Source organism: Candidatus Thiodiazotropha sp. LNASS1 (assembly GCF_964212655.1).
GTDB lineage: Bacteria > Pseudomonadota > Gammaproteobacteria > Chromatiales > Chromatiaceae > Thiodiazotropha.
The window spans coordinates 1649455-1667211 of sequence record NZ_OZ156465.1 but is presented as its reverse complement, the minus strand read 5'-3'; the positions used below and the strand labels follow the sequence as shown (position 1 = coordinate 1667211).

The 17757-nt window shown below is 47.6% G+C and carries 16 protein-coding genes; 6 read left to right on the top strand and 10 right to left on the bottom strand.

Features of this window, described 5'->3' with window-relative positions; all coding sequences use genetic code 11:
* Window positions 1-3 precede the first annotated feature (3 nt).
* Together AB8516_RS07220 and AB8516_RS07215 are read right to left on the bottom strand one after the other, a co-directional pair.
* Complete coding sequence (locus AB8516_RS07220; RefSeq protein WP_369159410.1) at window positions 4-1227, bottom strand: fatty acid desaturase; 1224 nt, start codon at window positions 1225-1227, stop codon at window positions 4-6.
* 228 nt (window positions 1228-1455) lie between these two features.
* Window positions 1456-2541, bottom strand: coding sequence for a 2Fe-2S iron-sulfur cluster binding domain-containing protein (locus AB8516_RS07215; RefSeq protein ID WP_108295243.1), 1086 nt, complete (start codon window positions 2539-2541; stop codon window positions 1456-1458).
* 152 nt (window positions 2542-2693) lie between these two features.
* On the opposite strand from AB8516_RS07215, the gene AB8516_RS07210 reads away from it, so the two are divergent.
* A complete protein-coding gene (locus tag AB8516_RS07210) occupies window positions 2694-2897 on the top strand; it encodes a hypothetical protein (protein ID WP_108295395.1) in 204 nt (67 codons plus the stop codon).
* Here the strand turns inward: AB8516_RS07210 and AB8516_RS07205 are convergent.
* The 6 genes from AB8516_RS07205 to AB8516_RS07180 all read right to left on the bottom strand — a co-directional run bounded on the left by AB8516_RS07205 (window position 2894) and on the right by AB8516_RS07180 (window position 8419).
* Complete coding sequence (locus AB8516_RS07205) at window positions 2894-3580, bottom strand: glutathione S-transferase family protein (RefSeq protein ID WP_108295394.1); 687 nt, start codon at window positions 3578-3580, stop codon at window positions 2894-2896. The two genes, AB8516_RS07210 and AB8516_RS07205, sit on opposite strands and share 4 nt — an antisense overlap.
* Before the next feature lie 53 nt (window positions 3581-3633).
* Window positions 3634-3816 carry a (4Fe-4S)-binding protein gene (locus tag AB8516_RS07200; protein ID WP_108295393.1) on the bottom strand — a complete coding sequence of 61 codons (183 nt, stop codon included), beginning with the start codon at window positions 3814-3816 and terminating at the stop codon, window positions 3634-3636.
* 53 nt (window positions 3817-3869) lie between these two features.
* Complete coding sequence (locus AB8516_RS07195; protein WP_108295392.1) at window positions 3870-4238, bottom strand: group 1 truncated hemoglobin; 369 nt, start codon at window positions 4236-4238, stop codon at window positions 3870-3872.
* A gap of 350 nt (window positions 4239-4588) precedes the next feature.
* On the bottom strand, window positions 4589-5200 hold the full coding sequence (locus tag AB8516_RS07190) for a response regulator transcription factor (protein WP_108295391.1): 612 nt from the start codon (window positions 5198-5200) through the stop codon (window positions 4589-4591).
* On the bottom strand, window positions 5193-7253 hold the full coding sequence (locus AB8516_RS07185) for a PAS domain S-box protein (RefSeq protein WP_108295390.1): 2061 nt from the start codon (window positions 7251-7253) through the stop codon (window positions 5193-5195). Before AB8516_RS07185 ends, AB8516_RS07190 begins: the two co-directional genes overlap by 8 nt.
* Entirely contained in the window at window positions 7250-8419 is a 1170-nt protein-coding gene (locus AB8516_RS07180) for an acyl-CoA dehydrogenase family protein (RefSeq protein ID WP_108295389.1), read from the bottom strand. The genes AB8516_RS07185 and AB8516_RS07180 overlap by 4 nt, the downstream gene beginning before the upstream one ends.
* Window positions 8420-8947: 528 nt before the next feature.
* Here AB8516_RS07180 and AB8516_RS07175 point away from each other — a divergent pair.
* The 4 genes from AB8516_RS07175 (at window position 8948) to AB8516_RS07160 (ending at window position 13494) form a co-directional block, all read left to right on the top strand.
* Window positions 8948-9439: a hypothetical protein gene (locus AB8516_RS07175; protein WP_108295388.1), complete on the top strand. Its 492-nt coding sequence runs from the start codon at window positions 8948-8950 to the stop codon at window positions 9437-9439.
* 67 nt (window positions 9440-9506) lie between these two features.
* A complete protein-coding gene (locus AB8516_RS07170) occupies window positions 9507-10763 on the top strand; it encodes an OmpP1/FadL family transporter (RefSeq protein ID WP_108295387.1) in 1257 nt (418 codons plus the stop codon).
* A gap of 94 nt (window positions 10764-10857) precedes the next feature.
* A complete protein-coding gene (locus AB8516_RS07165) occupies window positions 10858-12798 on the top strand; it encodes a sigma-54-dependent Fis family transcriptional regulator (protein WP_108295386.1) in 1941 nt (646 codons plus the stop codon).
* A gap of 342 nt (window positions 12799-13140) precedes the next feature.
* Window positions 13141-13494 carry an S-adenosylmethionine decarboxylase gene (locus tag AB8516_RS07160; RefSeq protein WP_369159404.1) on the top strand — a complete coding sequence of 118 codons (354 nt, stop codon included), beginning with the start codon at window positions 13141-13143 and terminating at the stop codon, window positions 13492-13494.
* Between the two features lie 431 nt (window positions 13495-13925).
* Here AB8516_RS07160 and AB8516_RS07155 read toward each other — a convergent pair whose 3' ends face one another.
* Window positions 13926-15305, bottom strand: a complete 1380-nt coding sequence (locus AB8516_RS07155; RefSeq protein ID WP_108295384.1) for a selenium-binding protein SBP56-related protein — start codon at window positions 15303-15305, stop codon at window positions 13926-13928.
* A gap of 166 nt (window positions 15306-15471) precedes the next feature.
* Window positions 15472-16521 (bottom strand): alpha/beta fold hydrolase, encoded by a 1050-nt coding sequence (locus tag AB8516_RS07150; RefSeq protein ID WP_108295383.1) that lies wholly within the window; start codon window positions 16519-16521, stop codon window positions 15472-15474.
* A gap of 358 nt (window positions 16522-16879) precedes the next feature.
* Between AB8516_RS07150 and modA the strand changes: the two genes are divergently transcribed.
* Complete coding sequence (modA, locus tag AB8516_RS07145; RefSeq protein WP_108295396.1) at window positions 16880-17638, top strand: molybdate ABC transporter substrate-binding protein; 759 nt, start codon at window positions 16880-16882, stop codon at window positions 17636-17638.
* Window positions 17639-17757 lie beyond the last annotated feature (119 nt).

Here is a 17757-nt window from a genome sequence, read left to right as displayed (position 1 = left end):
GGGTCAGGCACTACTGGCCTGGGCCGATATTTGATCCATATCGTGCCAACCGGCCTTTGCATTCAGGCGTTGAGCTATACGTCGCTCTCCCTCTGAGGCCATTTCAGCATCCCATTTTGCCAAGTGAGGTTTAATGAAGCTCTCCCATGCGGGCGGGACCAGCAAGAGTGAAAACATGGCGTAATAACCCAATCCTGTATCGGGTGAACCGACCTCTTCGAGTTCCCAGAAGTGGGTTTCTCCACGGTCGTGGTGATCGCCCTGGCGGCCGATTTCAATGAAACCGAATTGAGTGAAAGGTGATTCACCAACATCCCATGAGTGACGATACTCGATTGGTTGGCCCTTCTCGCGAATAAGCCCGTAATGCTCGAGAAAATTCAACACTTCGAGTTCAAAGCCGGAAATTATCCATGTGATAGCCATGATACCAAGACCCTCCCAACCGCCTGCGAACCAGAACATAAAAACTGTTGGCAGGCTTATAAAATAACCGCGGATCCAACGATTGGCTGGCGAGAAAAAAACCTTTCCCAGGCGCTTTAGCCGTTGCTGCTCCATGACATACAGAAATCGCGATTGGCCAAAGTGAGATAAAAGATAGTGTTTATAGATATTGCGACCGCGAGGGCAGGTGGCGGGGTCATCTTCATGTGCCAATTCAAGGTGATGATTATAGACATGCGCGTAGCAGAAGTGTGCAATCCCGCTCAACCCCATCATCCAGCGTGACAATACGAATGTCCAGCCCTTGGTATGGGATAGCTCATGGCCAAACATGATGCCCAGTCCCATGTACAGGGCGGCAGAAATTGATGCACCTATCAGTTCAATACCCGTAATGCCTGTCTGAATACTGATTGCCGGTAGTGAGACACCGGCAATTTCCATCGCACTCAGTATTTCTGTTGAACCTATGGGTACACCAGTCGTGTACTCATAAACACGCCATACAAGTGATAATTGTAAGGCAACGAATACAGGGAACTGCATGTACATCATCGTATTCAGAAGCCAGGGTATTCCATTTAGTTCGCCATCCTTGTCAGTGCCAGCCGGGTTCGCGTGTGTTGGTAAAATACTGGTGATCCAATCAAGTATGATCGAGGCGACGAACATAGCCACACCAAGCCATACCCACGGACCACCGATAACAATACCTATTAATGAGGTGACGATAAGCGCTGGTGTAAGAAAATATCTTAAATTGATAATCAATTTATTCATTTGAGCTCCTCCGGTTCTGTTACGGGTGCGTAGGTAAATCTAATAAGAGAACTGGAATTGTCCTATACGTATCACTACGTGTTTTGTTGTTCGAGCGTTGAATAAAGTATGCGAGGAAGGACAATTTGTCTGATAGCCGGCTACTAATCCGGCAATGCATTGGTTTGCCGGGTTAGTAATATTTCGAAGAAATAATATAGCTACAAAAAACGCTATGGATCTATAATATTATTGGCGGCCATTGGGCATACTGCTGGCATCAAGGAACTTATCGAAATGAATGTTGTTTTGATCCACACCTTGCTGCCTAAGGGATTTGATGGCTGCGTCAATCATTGGCGGTGGACCGCAAAGATAGGCCTGTGTGGATGACCAGTCTTTTAGTTGATCAGGAATATGTTCAGTTACCATACCTCGCAATCCCTGCCAATTGCTGTTGTCCGGCTCATCTGAAAGGACTGGAATAAAGCGTAGAGTATTTCCTGAATACCATTCTTGTTCGAGAGCGCTCATCTTGTCCAGGCAATACAGATCTGCCTGTGTTCGGGCTCCGAAAAGGTAGATAATGTCTCGGTTGCAGCCCATGTTGGCTGCATGTTCAAGCAAAGCCTTGATCGAACTCATTCCGCTACCACCGGCAATACAAACGACTGGCCCATCACCTTCCCGCAGCCAAAACGATCCGTAAGGTCCACTCACAGTAACCGGACTTCCCGTTCGGTCACCCTCGAACAACCACCCGGTAAGCTCCCCATTGGGGACTTTACGAACGAAAAAAGTAAGTTCGTTTCTTCTGTCATCTTCGGGCGCTGCCGCAAATGAGTAGGATCTTGGATGGCTGATCCCAGGAAAACTGATGTCAGCATATTGTCCTGCCAGATAATGTCCACCCTCTTCCCGCAGGGGCTGATCAATCGTGATTTTCAATTCCATGATATCGTGTGTAAGCATACGGGTTGCACTCAATATGCCTGTCGTGGTGCTTACACCAGCCCCATCCTCATCTCCTGGGTTCAATTCGACCTCGATCGCTACGTCGCTTTTGAGTTGTGCCTGGCAGGCTAAAATCATGCCTCTATTTAAGTCATCGCCATCTAGAACATATGCAAAATCAGAGAGTTCCTTGACTTTGCCCTCGAGCAAACGACATTTACAAGTTCCACAACTCCCTACGCGACAGTCATGGGGCCATCGCAATCCGGCAGCCAGTCCGGCCTTCAGCAGATTATCACCTGCCTTTACCTCAAGGGTTTTGCCGGATGGCTTGATTATGGCCTGGAACTCTTTTTTCGATTTTCCGAAAAGGCCGAACATAATCGTGCCTCGCAGTTGTTGGTGTATAAGCGGTTGAAGGTAATCCCATCCCTGGTCATCGTATTAGGGCCTGTTAACACTAATCCAATCGGCTCTGTTGTGTCTGAAAATGCGCCAATCAAGGCGCGAGGAGTGAGGTTTGGTGATTCCAAATGAGTGACGAGCAACGCCGAGTGGCGCATTTTCAGGCACAACCCGAAGGGCTGGGGCTGTTTTTCCACCCAGCGGCGTTATCATTCGCTCATTTAGCACGGCTAAACCTCGCTCATTCTGCCTTGCTGGGTAAAAAAACAGCTCCAGCAGAGTCGATTGGATTAGTGTTAACAGGCCCTAGAACAATAAGAATGTCATCCTAAACATTGATTGTGACAGATCTAAGTTGATTTGCCTTAATCTCTTCCATGGTTGGCAGAACGTCATAAGCTACATAATTCTCCTTGCTTGTACTCTTGTGTGCCTTTACTTTTTCCCACCAGTTCTTCATGGCTCTACGTGCTGAGATTAGTTCACCTTTCCCGGTTAGCTCGCAACAGTGTATGTATGGTGCCCAGTGAAGGTCAGCTAGAGTAAATTCTCCGACGATAAAATCCCCGCGATATCTTTTATCCTGTACCTGCCTGTCCAATGCGTCAAATAAGGCGGCCAAAGCTGCATCGGTAGACTCGTTAGCATCGTTAGTGAGCAGTTTAGATACAAGAGGCGCGACATGTTCTGTGGCAATCTCAGACCATTGGTAGTGCAGGGCACGTGCGACACCATTCCTCGGTATCAGTGATGGACCGAAACCTTTATCGTTGAGGTAAGACATGATGGTTGATGTGCCGCAGAGAATAAAGTCTACATCTTTGAGGCATGGCGTTGTGCCGAATGGTGACATCGAGCGGAACTCCTGGGAATCGGCTGATAATGCGGTCTCTCCTACAACCCGGCTGTCAATATCCACACCTTTTTCACCTGCTGTCATCAAGCACTTTAATGTATCGGGGTCATTTGCTATGCCGAACAATATCATCTTGGTTTTTAAATGGTCGCCTAACATGATCTCGGTTTCTCCTTGTTTGGTGTGAATAGTGATATATCGAATGACAGGGTTTAGTCTTGTAGCTTTAATGCACCAGAAGGGCAGCTATCGACAATCTTTTTGATTTCTTCAAGGCTTGCAGCACTTTCATCAATAACGAATTGGCCGTTCTCTATTCTGAAAACAGACGGTAAGCCTTTGACGCAGTTCCCTGCATGCTGACAGGTCTTCTCATCCCAGCTTAAGTTATTCATGCGATTACTCCTGACTTATTTATCGATTAATGGAATGGATACACTGATTTCCATCAGACATGGACAATATCTCCTTTCATGGAATAGAGAATGCACAAAACTTCATCTCTCTCTCGCTGGCCAACACGGTTTTTGTCTAGTGCGCTTAACACATCATCGACAACGGCAACAAACTCCTTGTCACTGATATTCATTCCTTTGTGTGCTGTAAGCATGTCACGACCAGTATATGTTTCCGGACCGCCAATACCGGCACCGAAAAACTCACGTACCAGGCGTTTAACATTTTCCGGGTCACTTTGTGCATAACGCTGTTTTATGGCTGGATTGCTGACATGGTTACTCCAGATATCTTCGACAATAGCTGCTATGCCTTCCTGACCACCCAGTCGTACATATAGATTAGATTCGGTTTCACTCATAACTTTCTCCAGTTCATGATTAGTTGGGCTGTTATTTATGATGAATTGTCATCACGTCAACCAGTAAAATATGAAATGTTATTTGCGTCCAAAACCTGTATGTGGCAATTAACAGGGCCGGTACTGGATGTTAGATATGATGTTAGATATGAGGTCTGTATGGGTATATACGTATTAACACGTGAAAAGACCGGACCGGAGACAATATAATTCGCTGAGTATATACAGTACGTTCCATTCAAAAGCATTACTGAAATGATTGTATTCAGAAGAATGGGGTGATCTTACGTAGGCACGCTATATCAGATGATCGTCATATAACCAAATATAAAAGCCTGGGTAATTGGCGCTTAACCCATAGTGTGAAGCATGGCGATGCGTACTATATCGGATAGGGACTTTGCATCGAGTTTTTCCATAATCTTTGCTCGGTGAAGTTCAACCGTCCTGAAGCTGATATATAATTCCCGGGCAATTTCTTTGTTGCGCCGACCTGCAACAAGCAGTTCCATAATTTGATATTCCCTTCGGGTTAATTTGGAAAGCAGTCTTCCTGCCTCCAATTTCAGTTGATCTTTTTCATCAATTTTTGCCGCATTGCTCAGACACTTATGCACGCGTTCCATAAGATCTTCACTGTCAAATGGTTTCTCTATGAAATCCTGCGCTCCAGCCTGCATTGCACGGACTGCTACAGGGATATCCCCGTGGCCTGTGATGATAATAACCGGTAGTGGACAGTTCCGTTTCTTCAGTTCTTGCTGGAGTTCCGGGCCTGTCATCTCCGGCATGCAGACATCGAGCAATAAACAGCCAGAGTCGACTTTGTCGAGTTCGCTCAGGAAGTCTATCGCTGAACAGAATGATTTAGATCTTAAACCATCGGCTTTGGCCAGCAGGGTCAATGCGCGGCGTACTGGTTCTTCATCGTCAACTATATAAACTGTCTGTTGTCTACTCATCGTTGATAACCGGTAGAGTAAAGCTGAAGCTTGCACCTCCCTGTGGTGTATTGGCAATAAACATCTGGCCGCCGTGAGCCTCCACCACAGATCGTGCAATAGCAAGTCCCATACCCATACCATCCTCTTTTGTACTAAAAAATGGTTGGCATACCTGATTGAGTATTGCCTCATCCAAGCCTGGCCCCGTATCATCCACGGAGACTTGTATGGAGTCTGTGTCTATTTGGCGAGTGGTTATGGTGAGTATCCTATTGACCTTGTTGGCTCCCTGCATGGCATCGCAAGCATTGCGGACAAGATTGAGCAGCACCTGTTCGATTAATATACCGTCACCTGTGACAATCGGTAGCGATTCGTCGAGTAACAATATGATTTTTATCGCATTCCATCTTGCATCTATATTCGCTAACCGGATAACGGTGTTGACCAGGTTGTTGAGATTTATAGTCACTTGCTGAAGTTCATCATTGCGCACAAATTCACGCAGTCGCATGATTATTTCCCGAGCGCGATTCGCTTGCGTCAGGATGTCCGACAGACTGTCTGTCACTTCATTCCGAGATGCGGTACCGGCATTGAGCAGTTTCAGTAAAGCGGTACTCAACCCTCCGATCGCAGTTAAGGGTTGAGCAAGTTCGTGGGCAATTTGGCTGCTCATTTCACCTATGGTGGAAACCCTTGAGGCCTGGGCCAGCTCGATCATATGCAGCTTTTCCCTTTGTTCTACCTCCTTTCGCTCCGTGATGTCTGTGAAGACGCCAAGACAGCCAATAAACTGTTGATCCTCGTCAAAAATGGACTTCGGAGAAGTTAATGTAAAAACCTCACGCCCATCCTTGCATAGCCAGGCTGTCTCAAAACTGTCCTGACCGTTATTTGGATTGGCAGCCATCCGTTCCCGCATATTTTCCTTGGTGTTTTCATGTACCAGGCTGATCAGGGGCTGACCGATTATCTCTTCAATGGAGTATCCAAACAGGTCGCAGAACCGGCGGTTCACGAATGTGATATTATACTGAGCATCCGTTAGTGCCAGCGCCTCACTCATAGTTTCCACCAATTCCCTATAACGATGTTCGCTTGCACGCAGTTCATTAATCGCTTTATTTCGTTCCTCTTCAGCACGAATCCGATCAGATACATCCTGAAGAATTAGTGTGGCACCAAGTTGACCTGAACGATCAACAAGAGAGGAAGCATTCAATTCCACAAATCGTGCCGGGTTTATGCCGATCTGAAATATTTCCGACATCCTGCGTCCAAGTGGTGCGACACAGCGTGCGATTGTAGCTTGCAGACGGTCTCGTTCACACTCTTCGAAAAGACCCGCAAGCGGTGTTCCAAGCGCATCACGTTCATTGATATCTAAAACCTGACAGGCATGACGATTCAAATTGAGAATGGCCCCATTGATATTGATATTCAGAACGCCAATCGGTGCACGATCAAGCAGCCGCTCATAATAGTGTGTAATCTGGGGCCTTTGACCAGAAATAGCTCCAAGACGGACCTGAGCTGCTTCCATAGAACCCTTATAGTGTCTTCGTTTGCGAACCCTTTCTACGGCCTCAGACAAGATGCGAGGCAGTGATTCATAATCGGCAATGGAGCAGAGCAGCACATCATTACCAACAAATGGGGCGAATTTTAGCGCATGTTTGAGATGATCATGATGCTCGGGTTCTGTCAGAATCAGCACAGGGATATCGACACCTAAGGAGTGAATGCGCTGTGCTATACGTACAGGCTCTTCAAGGCTTACACCGAGCATAAGAGCGTCAATACGCACACGTCCTTGTTCCAATCCGATGTACAATTGTTCCAATCCAGGTAAATCCTCCAAATCCAGTGTGGAGTGCAATCGTTGATGGATATAGCTGAAAATCGTCGGGTCGACATTGAGAAGGACTGCAGTCCCTCTTGATTTACCAGCCGTAAAATGTCCGCTGGAAGGTGGCTTAGCAGGATCTGTCTGTTGATTCCGATAATCACCGGCCTTTGCCGGCTTATGTATCTCTCCAAAAGCAGTTCCTGTGCCTGTGCTTCTCATGATCCGGTACCGAGTATTGGAAGGCCGAGCAGTACTCTACCGGTCCAAGTGCGTAACATGTCCGTGGTGGGAGCCATTACATGTGCCGCCCTTGCATCGCGCAGAAGTTGGTGCAGCCGTGAATCGTCCCGATAGGCAAGTCCCCCCATTAAGGTCATTACTTCATTAACCATATTTACAGCGCAGTCCGCAACTTCTGCCTTTGCGGTAAACACGGTGGGCAGAGCATCAGGGTTACCGGCATCAAAACTGGCGGCTGCGTGGTAACACAGACGACGGGTACGTTCCAGCATCCCCCATAATGAACCGAGCCGGTGTTGGACTACTGCAAGCTGAGAAAGACCGGTTCCACTCTCGGTATATTGTCGTTGAAGTAAATGGATTCTTGCCTCTTCAAGCGCGGCACTCGCAATGCCCAGATAGGTGCCAGTCATCGCCATCAGAAATATCGGCGCCACCACTTGAAATACATACCAGATCTGATCTCCCTCTTCTCCTAGGAGGTTGTCCCTGGCAATAGCCACCTTATCCAAGGTCAGGCTGGTGGAAGAGTTGCCACGCATGCCCAATCCGGACCAGGGGGGGCCCCAGCTTAAACCTTCGGCATCAGCCGGTACTACGATGCAGGAAAATTCACCCAATGGGCCATCCGGGTCGGCAGCCACCGTAGAAATGACATAAGAGTCCGCATACCGACCGTTGGTTACAAATGTCTTGGTGCCAGAAACATGATACATTTCCGGTGAAATAGCATCGAGACGCGTGTTTGGGATATAGAAATGAGAGCCGGTTCCTGCTTCGCTTAATGATAGCGTTGTAAGGTGTTCTCCGGCAGCGATAGGATGCAGAAACCGCTCTTGCTGATCTTTCGTTGCTTTGGCTGAAAGCACGGCTGATCCCACGCAATGCATGCCAAAGCACATGGCGGTCGATGCACATTCCTGTCCTAGCAATTCACATACTTGCGCAACAGCGAAAGAACCATGACCGAGACCGCCGTATTCAATTGGTACTGTAAGTCCGGCAATTCCCGCCTGCTGCAATGCACGAAGCCCCTCCTCGGGCCAACGAGCTTGCTGATCGACATCTAAGGCGTTTTCCGAAATAACTCCCTTTGCAACGCGCTGGACCTGCTCAAGGATGGATTCCAGGTCTCGTGGATACATGAGTAAGCAGCCCTAGTGAGTGGTGGTTAGTCATTTTACTATATAAATATTACTTAAACGACCTATTAGATTGATAATTTGCAAGTTTTAGTCCACCTGTCAACCTGAATAATTAGTTACTGTAGGGTAGTGTATACATTTAAAGCCATGCGCACCCCAAAAACCAACTTGGTATCTAGTGAAGTGTATATCGATGAAATAGTGTGTCATTTCACAACCCCCGTCTAATCCTAGTGTTTTCTGGATATTAACCAGTTAATCAATAAGTAATATTATTTTAGCCTCGATCGTAACGAAAGAATGACCGTTTTACTTTGCATGTCATACCCGTGTGCCGGTAATTCGATACTATCCTCACCATATCATAATAGCCTCTCTGCAATTTGACACACGTAGTTCTGCGTATACCACCAAGCTGTTTGAAATACTAGAGTAGCTGTCCAATGAGTGGCATATAAAAGCCATCTCTAGTGTTTCAGGGATGACACCTATTACGCATTAGTACATTTATTGCTGGAGGTAAGAACAATGTCCCGAACGACGTGTGGTGGTGCAATAAAAGCAGCTCGAAACAGCATGTCCATGCCCAATATTGAATTCAGCATGAATGCGGCGTTATGGGAAGAATGGCTTATCGATACACAGACTACAGATGTTCACAACGCCGAACGCTACGAACAAACCATTCATGAGTGGCAGAAGTCTACTGCCCCAATGGGATTGCCATTATCAATGTTTACAGTCTATCAGCAATTGGATAACTCAACCGATAAATTGAAAATGGGTATTTGTCCGGATGATTTCTTTGCTCGTAGGCATCTGGATGTAAACAATTTATTCAGTCTTGTCGAGTCGGGGCCCATGCGTTCAAATCAAATCATCATTGAAACAGACGCCAACCGTTCTGCTGATCGAGACAGGTTGTGGAAGCTGATCGATTCTGAGCAATCTCGTTGTCCTTTATTAAAGCTATTAACACATGTTCTACAAGCTAATGGCTTTGCGGGGATCAATGGTTAGAGCTTCGCCTCTAGTGCCTATGTGACCTGAACCAACCATTAACATCTCAAGCTTATGGGATAGAAAAATGTATAAAGTGATTCACATGACTCGTGGTATATCGGTATTGACAATGGCTATTGGTTGTATTTCCACGGCAAACTGTTTTGCCGGACCCCATGGATACGATCTGCACAATACCTTGTCTCCCGCTTCAGGAGGTATGGCAGGCACAAGTCTGGCGCGCCCTCAGGATATAAGCTCAACGGTGTTTGGCAACCCCGCAACACTCACACAATTCAAAGGCACAAAATTCAGTTTCGGTGCAACTTTCTACATGCCAGAAGTTGATCTGACCCATGACGGCAGTGTTACCGGTACTGCATTCAGCGAAAATTCAGGTACAGATGTGTTTGCCGTACCCAATACGGCAATCACCCAGGACCTTCGAGGATTGGGTTTTCCCGCAACGCTGGGTTTGGGTTTGACTGCAGTGTCCGGAATCGGCGCAGAATTCAGGGGCAATCCGGGGAGCCTGGGTGCAGGAGCGGAATTTATCATTCTTGGTGTAAATGCCGGCCTTGGCTACGAGGTCACTGATCGCATTTCACTCGGGTTCGCTGCAACAATCAGTTTCGCTGAACTGGATCTTGGGCTTTCATCAACCTCCGCTGCCACTCATGATATTGGATTGAGAGGTACGTTTGGAGCCACATACGATACCGGCACGACGATGTATGGAGCCTACTATCAGACAGAGCTCAAACATACCTTCGACAACCAGGTACAAACCAGCGCCAACAGTTATGCAAGCCCGGATATTGAGCAACCCTCTAATATAGGATTCGGTATCGCGAACAACAGTCTCATGCATGGAAATCTTTTGCTGGCATTTGATGTCATCCACAAATTCTGGGATGACGCAAAATTCTGGCAGGATGTTTACGATGATCAAACAGTCGTCTCCCTGGGCGCCCAATTAACTCGAGGTAGCTGGAAATATCGAATCGGTTACGGTTATGGTGACGATCCCACTGATACCGGTACGACCGGACCTATAGGGGGAATTTCACAAGTTTTTAGCAATGTCGGCCCAATTCCTCTAAATCAACAGGTAACCCAGTATATCCAGGCCACACAGGCGGAAGTGATCTATAAGCATAGACTCACCTTGGGATTCGGCTATAAGGGTTTTTTAGCGCCTCCTATCGATCTGGACGCGCATGTCGGGTGGCAGTTCAAAGAGGATCGTGATTACGGTACGGGCAGTCTCCCTGGCGGTGGTCACACCAATGCTGAAACCTATTCGTGGCACACCGGGGTTGCATTGACCTGGAATTTCTAATGGCATGCATTAATGCAGGTGGTTTGGATGGTCATTCCACGCGATTGTCGGTGTATTCAGTGTATGACCGGTATCACCTGTCAATGGTATTTAGATGAATAGTGACAACGCCAATTTGCCGCATTATGGATTTGTGAAAGCCGCCGTTCGCGATCGCAGAACCGTCGAGAATGTGGTCAATGAACAGATCATCCGCTCCTGGGAACGCTGTATCAATGACCACATTCTGGATCCTGAGTATCGACCGGAAACAGTTGTTGTCGACCATAAAGACTTGAAGCAGAGGCAGGAAAGATACAGTCACCTTTCAGCGATTGCGTTTTCAGAAATGACCAACCTGTATCAGCAGGTTGCCGGTTCAGGCCACTCAATCCTACTGACGGACAGCGAAGGGGTGGTTGTCAACTATGTGAGCGATCCGATGTTTACAAACATCGCTGGCAAAACAGGGTTACAATTGGGTGCCGTTTGGGCCGAGCAGACACAAGGAACAAATGGCATGGGCACGTGCCTGATTGAAAAGCGACCACTGATTATCCACAAGAATGAGCACTTCTTTTCGCAAAATACCCATCTGAGCTGCTCTGCAGCGCCCATACTGGATCCAACAGGTGAACTGATCGCGGTGCTGGACGCTTCCAGTCATTCACACCAGGCTCAGCAACATACCATGGTGCTGGTCAATATGTCGGCCCAGCTGATCGAAAACCGCCTCTTGTTTTGTTGCATGCGCGATAACTATATCCTCCGCTTCCATAGCCGTCCCGAGTTCATCACCACCCTAGGTGAGGGGGTACTGGCATTCGATGGTGACGGGTGTATAAAAGCTGCAAACCGTAGCGCTTTGTTTCAACTTGATATGGCCAACATAAAGGGTTTGCTTGGTCAGCGGATTGAAGCGCTGTTTGACATCCACATCAGTAATGCTCTGAGCAATGCCCATGATTTGGCGACAGTCCCTACTGCACTGCAGGATATAATACATGGTCGCCGATTCTATGCCGGTTTCCAACCCCCCAGTTCCGACAAACGCCGGCCGAATGGCCGAAGTAAAAGATTTACCACGTCAACCTCAGGTAACGAGGTGAAACCGGTACTGGATGACCTGGAGTTCGGTGACACTCGCATGTGTCGCAATATTGAACGCGCCAAGAAACTACTTGAGCGGAATATCCCTTTTATCATACTTGGAGAGACGGGGACCGGAAAGGATGTATTTGTCAAGGCTGTACATAAATCCAGCCGCCGGGCGGATAAGCCACTGATTGCAGTCAATTGCGCCTCATTGCCAGAAACACTGATTGAGAGTGAACTCTTCGGATACCGCTCTGGCGCATTCACAGGAGCAAACAAAGAGGGGTATCGAGGCAAGATTGTGCAGGCAAACGGTGGTACGCTGTTTCTTGATGAAATCGGTGATATGCCTCTCCACCTACAGGCACGTCTTTTGAGAGTTCTGGAGGAGAGAGAGGTTATTCCACTTGGTGGCGAGGTCCCGATAAAGGTTGACATTCGCCTGGTCAGCGCGACCCATAAGGATCTCCAGTTGCTTGTTGACGAGGGCCGTTTCCGGTTAGACCTCTATTATCGACTCAACGGTATTAGCCTGAAGATGCCCCCGTTGCGAGATCGCGAAGACCGAGATGCCCTGATTAAACATCTTTTAGAACAGGAGATAGGCGATCGAGAGCGGATCATAATAGAGGATAAAGCGCTGCAAGCACTTCACGATTATTATTGGCCGGGCAATATCCGTCAGTTGCGCAATATTCTTCGTATCCTGATTGGTCTATGCGACAACACAAGCATTCGAGTGGAAGACCTGCCGGATGAGATCGTCAATGTCTCGTACAGCGGTGAGCCCACGCAACGATTCCGCCCAACCAATTCATTGGATATCGCTGAGCGTGATGCAATATTGCGGGAGTTGGAGGCTGCTCATTGGAACATCACCCGGGTTGCCTCTAAACTGCATATCAGCCGCAACACCGTCTACCGAAAAATGAAACGTTTTGATATCCGTCCACCACGCTGATACAGCGCATTACAAGGGTATGTAAACATGTATATACTTGCGACTACTGTGACTGAATTATTGTCGATCAGGGAAGGAAGCGTGTATATTTGTTACGCCAAACAATCATGAGTAGTCCTAGGGCCTGATAACACTGATCCAATAGCACCAGCCCTTGGGGTGCGCCCCGAAGGAAGTGCCCTTGGGGTGTGTATTGATTGGCGTTTTTTCAGGGGTAACAGGGCCGACAGGATTAGTGTTGACAGGCCCTAGCATGAACAGTGATTAAGAATAACGCCCGTGTTTACAATTTCAATGCCAAATCAGAATTTTCAACCGCAAGTTCGTTCGCATGGTGACACATTGGCTATTTGTCCTGATATTCGACGACAGCGCATTATCATCGAAGGTATCTACAGTCTTCCGGCTGTTTCTGAAGAGACGGTACGTGAAGTGCTTAGCGGTTTGAGCGATTGCCTTGCCATGACTCCAATCGCCGATACTCTGATCTTTTCACCCGATTCAGTCAGTAAGTTGCATCACGGTATAGGTGGTTACCAGGCCTGGGCTGAATCAGGATGCTCTTTCTATACCTGGCGGGAAAGACATTTTTTCACTCTCGATATCTATACTTGCAAGGAAATTGAAGTCAACGATTGCTTGGCCTTTATATGCGATCTTTTGCGAATAGAGAAACTCTCATGGCGGGAGGTCTGATTGTTGGTACGGTACACGATTTCCTAGGCAGCCGCCAACATCTGTAGACTAGACAACTGTCTGCTTAACCGGATCCTGTAGTAAGAACGTACCGGTATCAGGCTTAGATACGTGCCACATCAACCACACCTTTTCCTACCGTACTGTCGCTGTTGCATTGAACATATGTGCCATATATCCGATATGTCGATACCGGCACCATCTCTTGGTGGAACTGCATGGATATCAGATGGTGCCTGAGGCTGTGTGGTATCCTTGCTTCTTGCGCTGCAGTGAACGCCGTAAGATGAATATCATGGCCACCAGCGAAGATGGCTGCTCGTGACCAGTATCGTCGAAGGGAGGCCATCAGTTGAAATGGCCTCCCTCCTCAGCTTGATAAATTGATAAAGCTCAAGTGGCGATTACTTTGCAATAAAGTAAAGCCGGATTTACTTGGTAGCCGCCAAGTCAACGCTTTTCAGCATGTCGTTCCTCTGCATACCGTAAAGTGAATATGCACCGAAACGCATCTGATGGGCACGTCCAAGCTTCTCCTTATAGAAATCTATCTTGAACTGCTCGGTAAGCTTGTTTCCATCCCAATGATAGGCCTTGAAGTACTGCTCATCGTCATTGCCTTTCTTATCCCAATTGGCCAATAGGGAACTGGTATAGTAGATACGCTTGCCGTCCCAGCTTGAGGATGCCATATTAACCTGTGATGCTATCGCTTTCTCATACACCTGCTTAGGTTTGTGCGGATCGCTCAGATCGAAGAAGCGTGTTTTTCCATCCATAAATGTATTGACCCATAAGCCAGAGTCATCTGAGGCAATCGATATGTCCACCGGGAGGGGTACCTTGGACGGATCGCCAATATCGGCAACAGCTTTGGAGTGCCACTCGCCATCTTTATCCTCGTAAATCAACCATATCTTCGATGTCAGGGCAGTCGTGGTCAGGCACCAGTTGTTATTTGGTTGCCATGCACAGCGGACTTCCAGTGGAGCGCCTGGAACATCCAATACCTTCTTAGGTTTACGGGTATGCAGATCCCATACAACGACTGTGTTGCCAAAGCGCTTCATAGCCTCTTTATCCTGTAACATTTTACCAAAGTCCATCATATAATTGGACCAGCCGGTAAACGAAGATGAAACCATCACATTACGACGAGGAAGGGCTCGAATATCATAACCGTAACCATCAGCATATTTGCCACTTTTTGTTGCGCCATGAAGATTTCCATCAGTCGGCATCCAGTGTGTCGAAATGTATTGGCCGTCGTTAGTGTACTCTACCAGTGCTGTACGGCCACCGTGATCTTTATTGTTTGAAAGCCCGGTTACCATCATTCGTCCAGGCAATGCATAAGTGGTATGAGGTCCGACAACACCGCCGCTCTTGGAGACGAAGTCAGTGATGATATGGTGTAGACGTGGTTTCCTTGGGTCGCTGTAAACATCGAATATAAAAATCTTATTGGTATCCAAGCCACCAGCCCACAAGTAGTGACGGTCGTCAGTAAACCCGGAATGGTGCGCCTCATTCCTGCCGCCAACAGAAAGCGTATTGACAATTGTGCCATAATGGTTGGATTTTGGATTGACATCGACTGTAACCAGTTTATCCTGTCCATCACCTACACCCTCGACTCCAAGTGTCCAGACATAAACGAAATCTTCCTGGCCGACAATCTTAGCCATGTAGGGCGACTGGCAGGTTTCGTCAGCCACGGCTGTGCTTAATAGTGAAGTCAATGTGGTAGCAGTCGCGAGGAAAATCGCCAAAGAGACCTTGCCGGCCGGTATTAAGGTTGCAGAACCCATGTTATGTGCCTCCGAATAAAATATAGTGAACTAGGTGGTTTGTCAGGCCATAGCTACACATCTTGATGTGTAACACCAGCCTTTCAAGTATCTGCTCTCAAAGAACAGTTTTAAATCAACATGACAATCTAAATGCCAGCCACAAATATGTGGCTGGCCTATCTACCTAAACCGGAGCGGCCAGTAACCGTTCCAGGCAAGAATTGATTATTTTGAAGTCGTCTCGCGACATACCTAACATTGAAAAGTGCCCCCATTGTGAGGAAATGCTTACAAATTCACTATTAGCAATCATTTGCTGCTCACGGCGACAATCAGCTTCAGTGATAAACATGTCCTGTTTAAAAGCAACAACAAGCATTTTTGCCTTGATACGGTGCAAAGCAGATTCCAAATTTCCACCTGTATGTTGGCTGACATCGCCGCTACGCCATTTTTTTGCCATACACAGCAGATTGTTGGGGTCCATTGGCAAGAACCAGTTCTCCCAAAATCCTGCTAGAAAGTCTTCTGTTGAGGAAAAACCAAAATTCGACCAGCTTTTTTCATTAAACAACTCATGACTGGCACCCATCATGGCGAATACTCTAGCCATTCGGCATAAACCTTCACTTACGTCATTGGCGTTTTTATAAGCACCATTTTTCCAGGCTGGGTCAGAATTCAACGCTTCACAGAAAACATCCACATATAAGCCGCAGTGAGGAGTCGTCTTGGCTGTTCCAGCAATAGGTAGAGCTCGTGTGACCATATTCGGGTACCGAACAGCCCATTCATAGGTTTGTTGCGCCCCCATTGACCAACCAGTCACCAGTTGCAGAGTGCGAATGCCAAAGTGTTCGTTTAGCAATTTGTGCTGAGCGCGTACGTCATCGCCAATACTCAACATTGGGAAGGATGCTCCACCGTATTCTCCTTGTGTGTTATGCGGTGAAGTGGATAGGCCGCCTCCTAGTTGGTTGGGTATTATAATAAAATATTTTTCGGGATTGAGTGCCAATTCACTACCTACATATGTCGCCATAGCAGCATGGGTGCCGGAAAACATAACCGGAAATAGGATTGCATTGTCAGCTTCTTTATTGAGTTGACCAAAAGTCTTGTAGGCCAGGCTTGCATTGCGCAACGTGGCGCCTTGCTCAAGAACAAAATCTTCCAGTTCAAAGAGGTCGAAATCACCATGTTGTTCTGCGGTATAATATGGATTCTCACACATGATAGTAACCTCTGATTGCACAAGCGCAATTCAAGGAATGGCAATCAGGACAGTACGTCTTAAAAACGACTTGCTTAGCAATTGACGTAAATAATAAATACTGCCGGGAAATATTTTAAGTCGTAGTAATACGTATGGACATCCACTTATTTTTTCAGCTGATCCAGGCTCTCAGTAACGGCATGGTTGATTGGCAATATGATTGTAGATGATGTTATTAACCCTGTATTCTATGGGGCTGACTGGTTAATGGTCGTTAATAGCGGGCATCTCGAATATGTTGGCTGGTTTACACAACCCACTTGTTGGTATTATGCCGTTTAGTTGTACGATGTTATCCATGCTCGATATTAGCTTCATGAAAAAAACCGACTACATCTTTCTTGCCGTATACATTTGGCTCGCACTACCCTATGCGCAGGTGGAAGCCGAAGAGGTGAAGATTGCCGTAGCATCCAACTTTATCGCCGCAAACCGCGAGATTGCTCCATTGTTTGAAAAGGCCACCGGCCACACCGCCCGAATCAGCCATGGCTCAACCGGTAAGCTCTATTCACAGATTGCGCATGGCGCCCCTTTCGAAATCTTCCTTGCGGCCGACGGCCAGCACCCGATCAAGGCGGAGGCCGAGGGGTTGGCTGTACCCGCAACCCGTTTTGTTTATGCTAGAGGCAAACTGGTGTTGTGGAGCTTGAGGCCGGGTTTGTTCACTGACGGTGAGCACTATCTTAAAAATGGCTCTTTTGATCATCTCTCACTGGCTAACCCCAAGATCGCTCCCTACGGCATGGCGGCGGAACAGGTCATGCGGCGTTTGGGAGTACTGGAAACGCTCACGCCCAAACTCGTGATGGGAGAATCGATAGCCCAGGCCTTCCAGTTCACCGCCACCGGCAACGCGGAGCTGGGTTTTGTCGCCTTGGCCCAGATCAAGGATTGGGAGGGTGAAGAGGGTACACTGTGGCAGATCCCGATTGACTATCATACCCCCATTGACCAGGTGGCAGTGCTGTTGAAAAAGGGTGAAGGCAATCCGGCGGCCATTGCATACCTCGAGTTCCTTAAGGGCGATGTGGCGCGGGAAGTGATCGAGCGCTATGGCTATGGGGTCAAGTGAAAGGGCGGGGCGATCTCCTGATACAAAAACCAAGGTAGGATGGGGCCTATCCCGCCAAAAACAGCGTATTATCGACGCATCCAAGTAATTTCGGCTTTACGTTAACTGACATTCAAAGC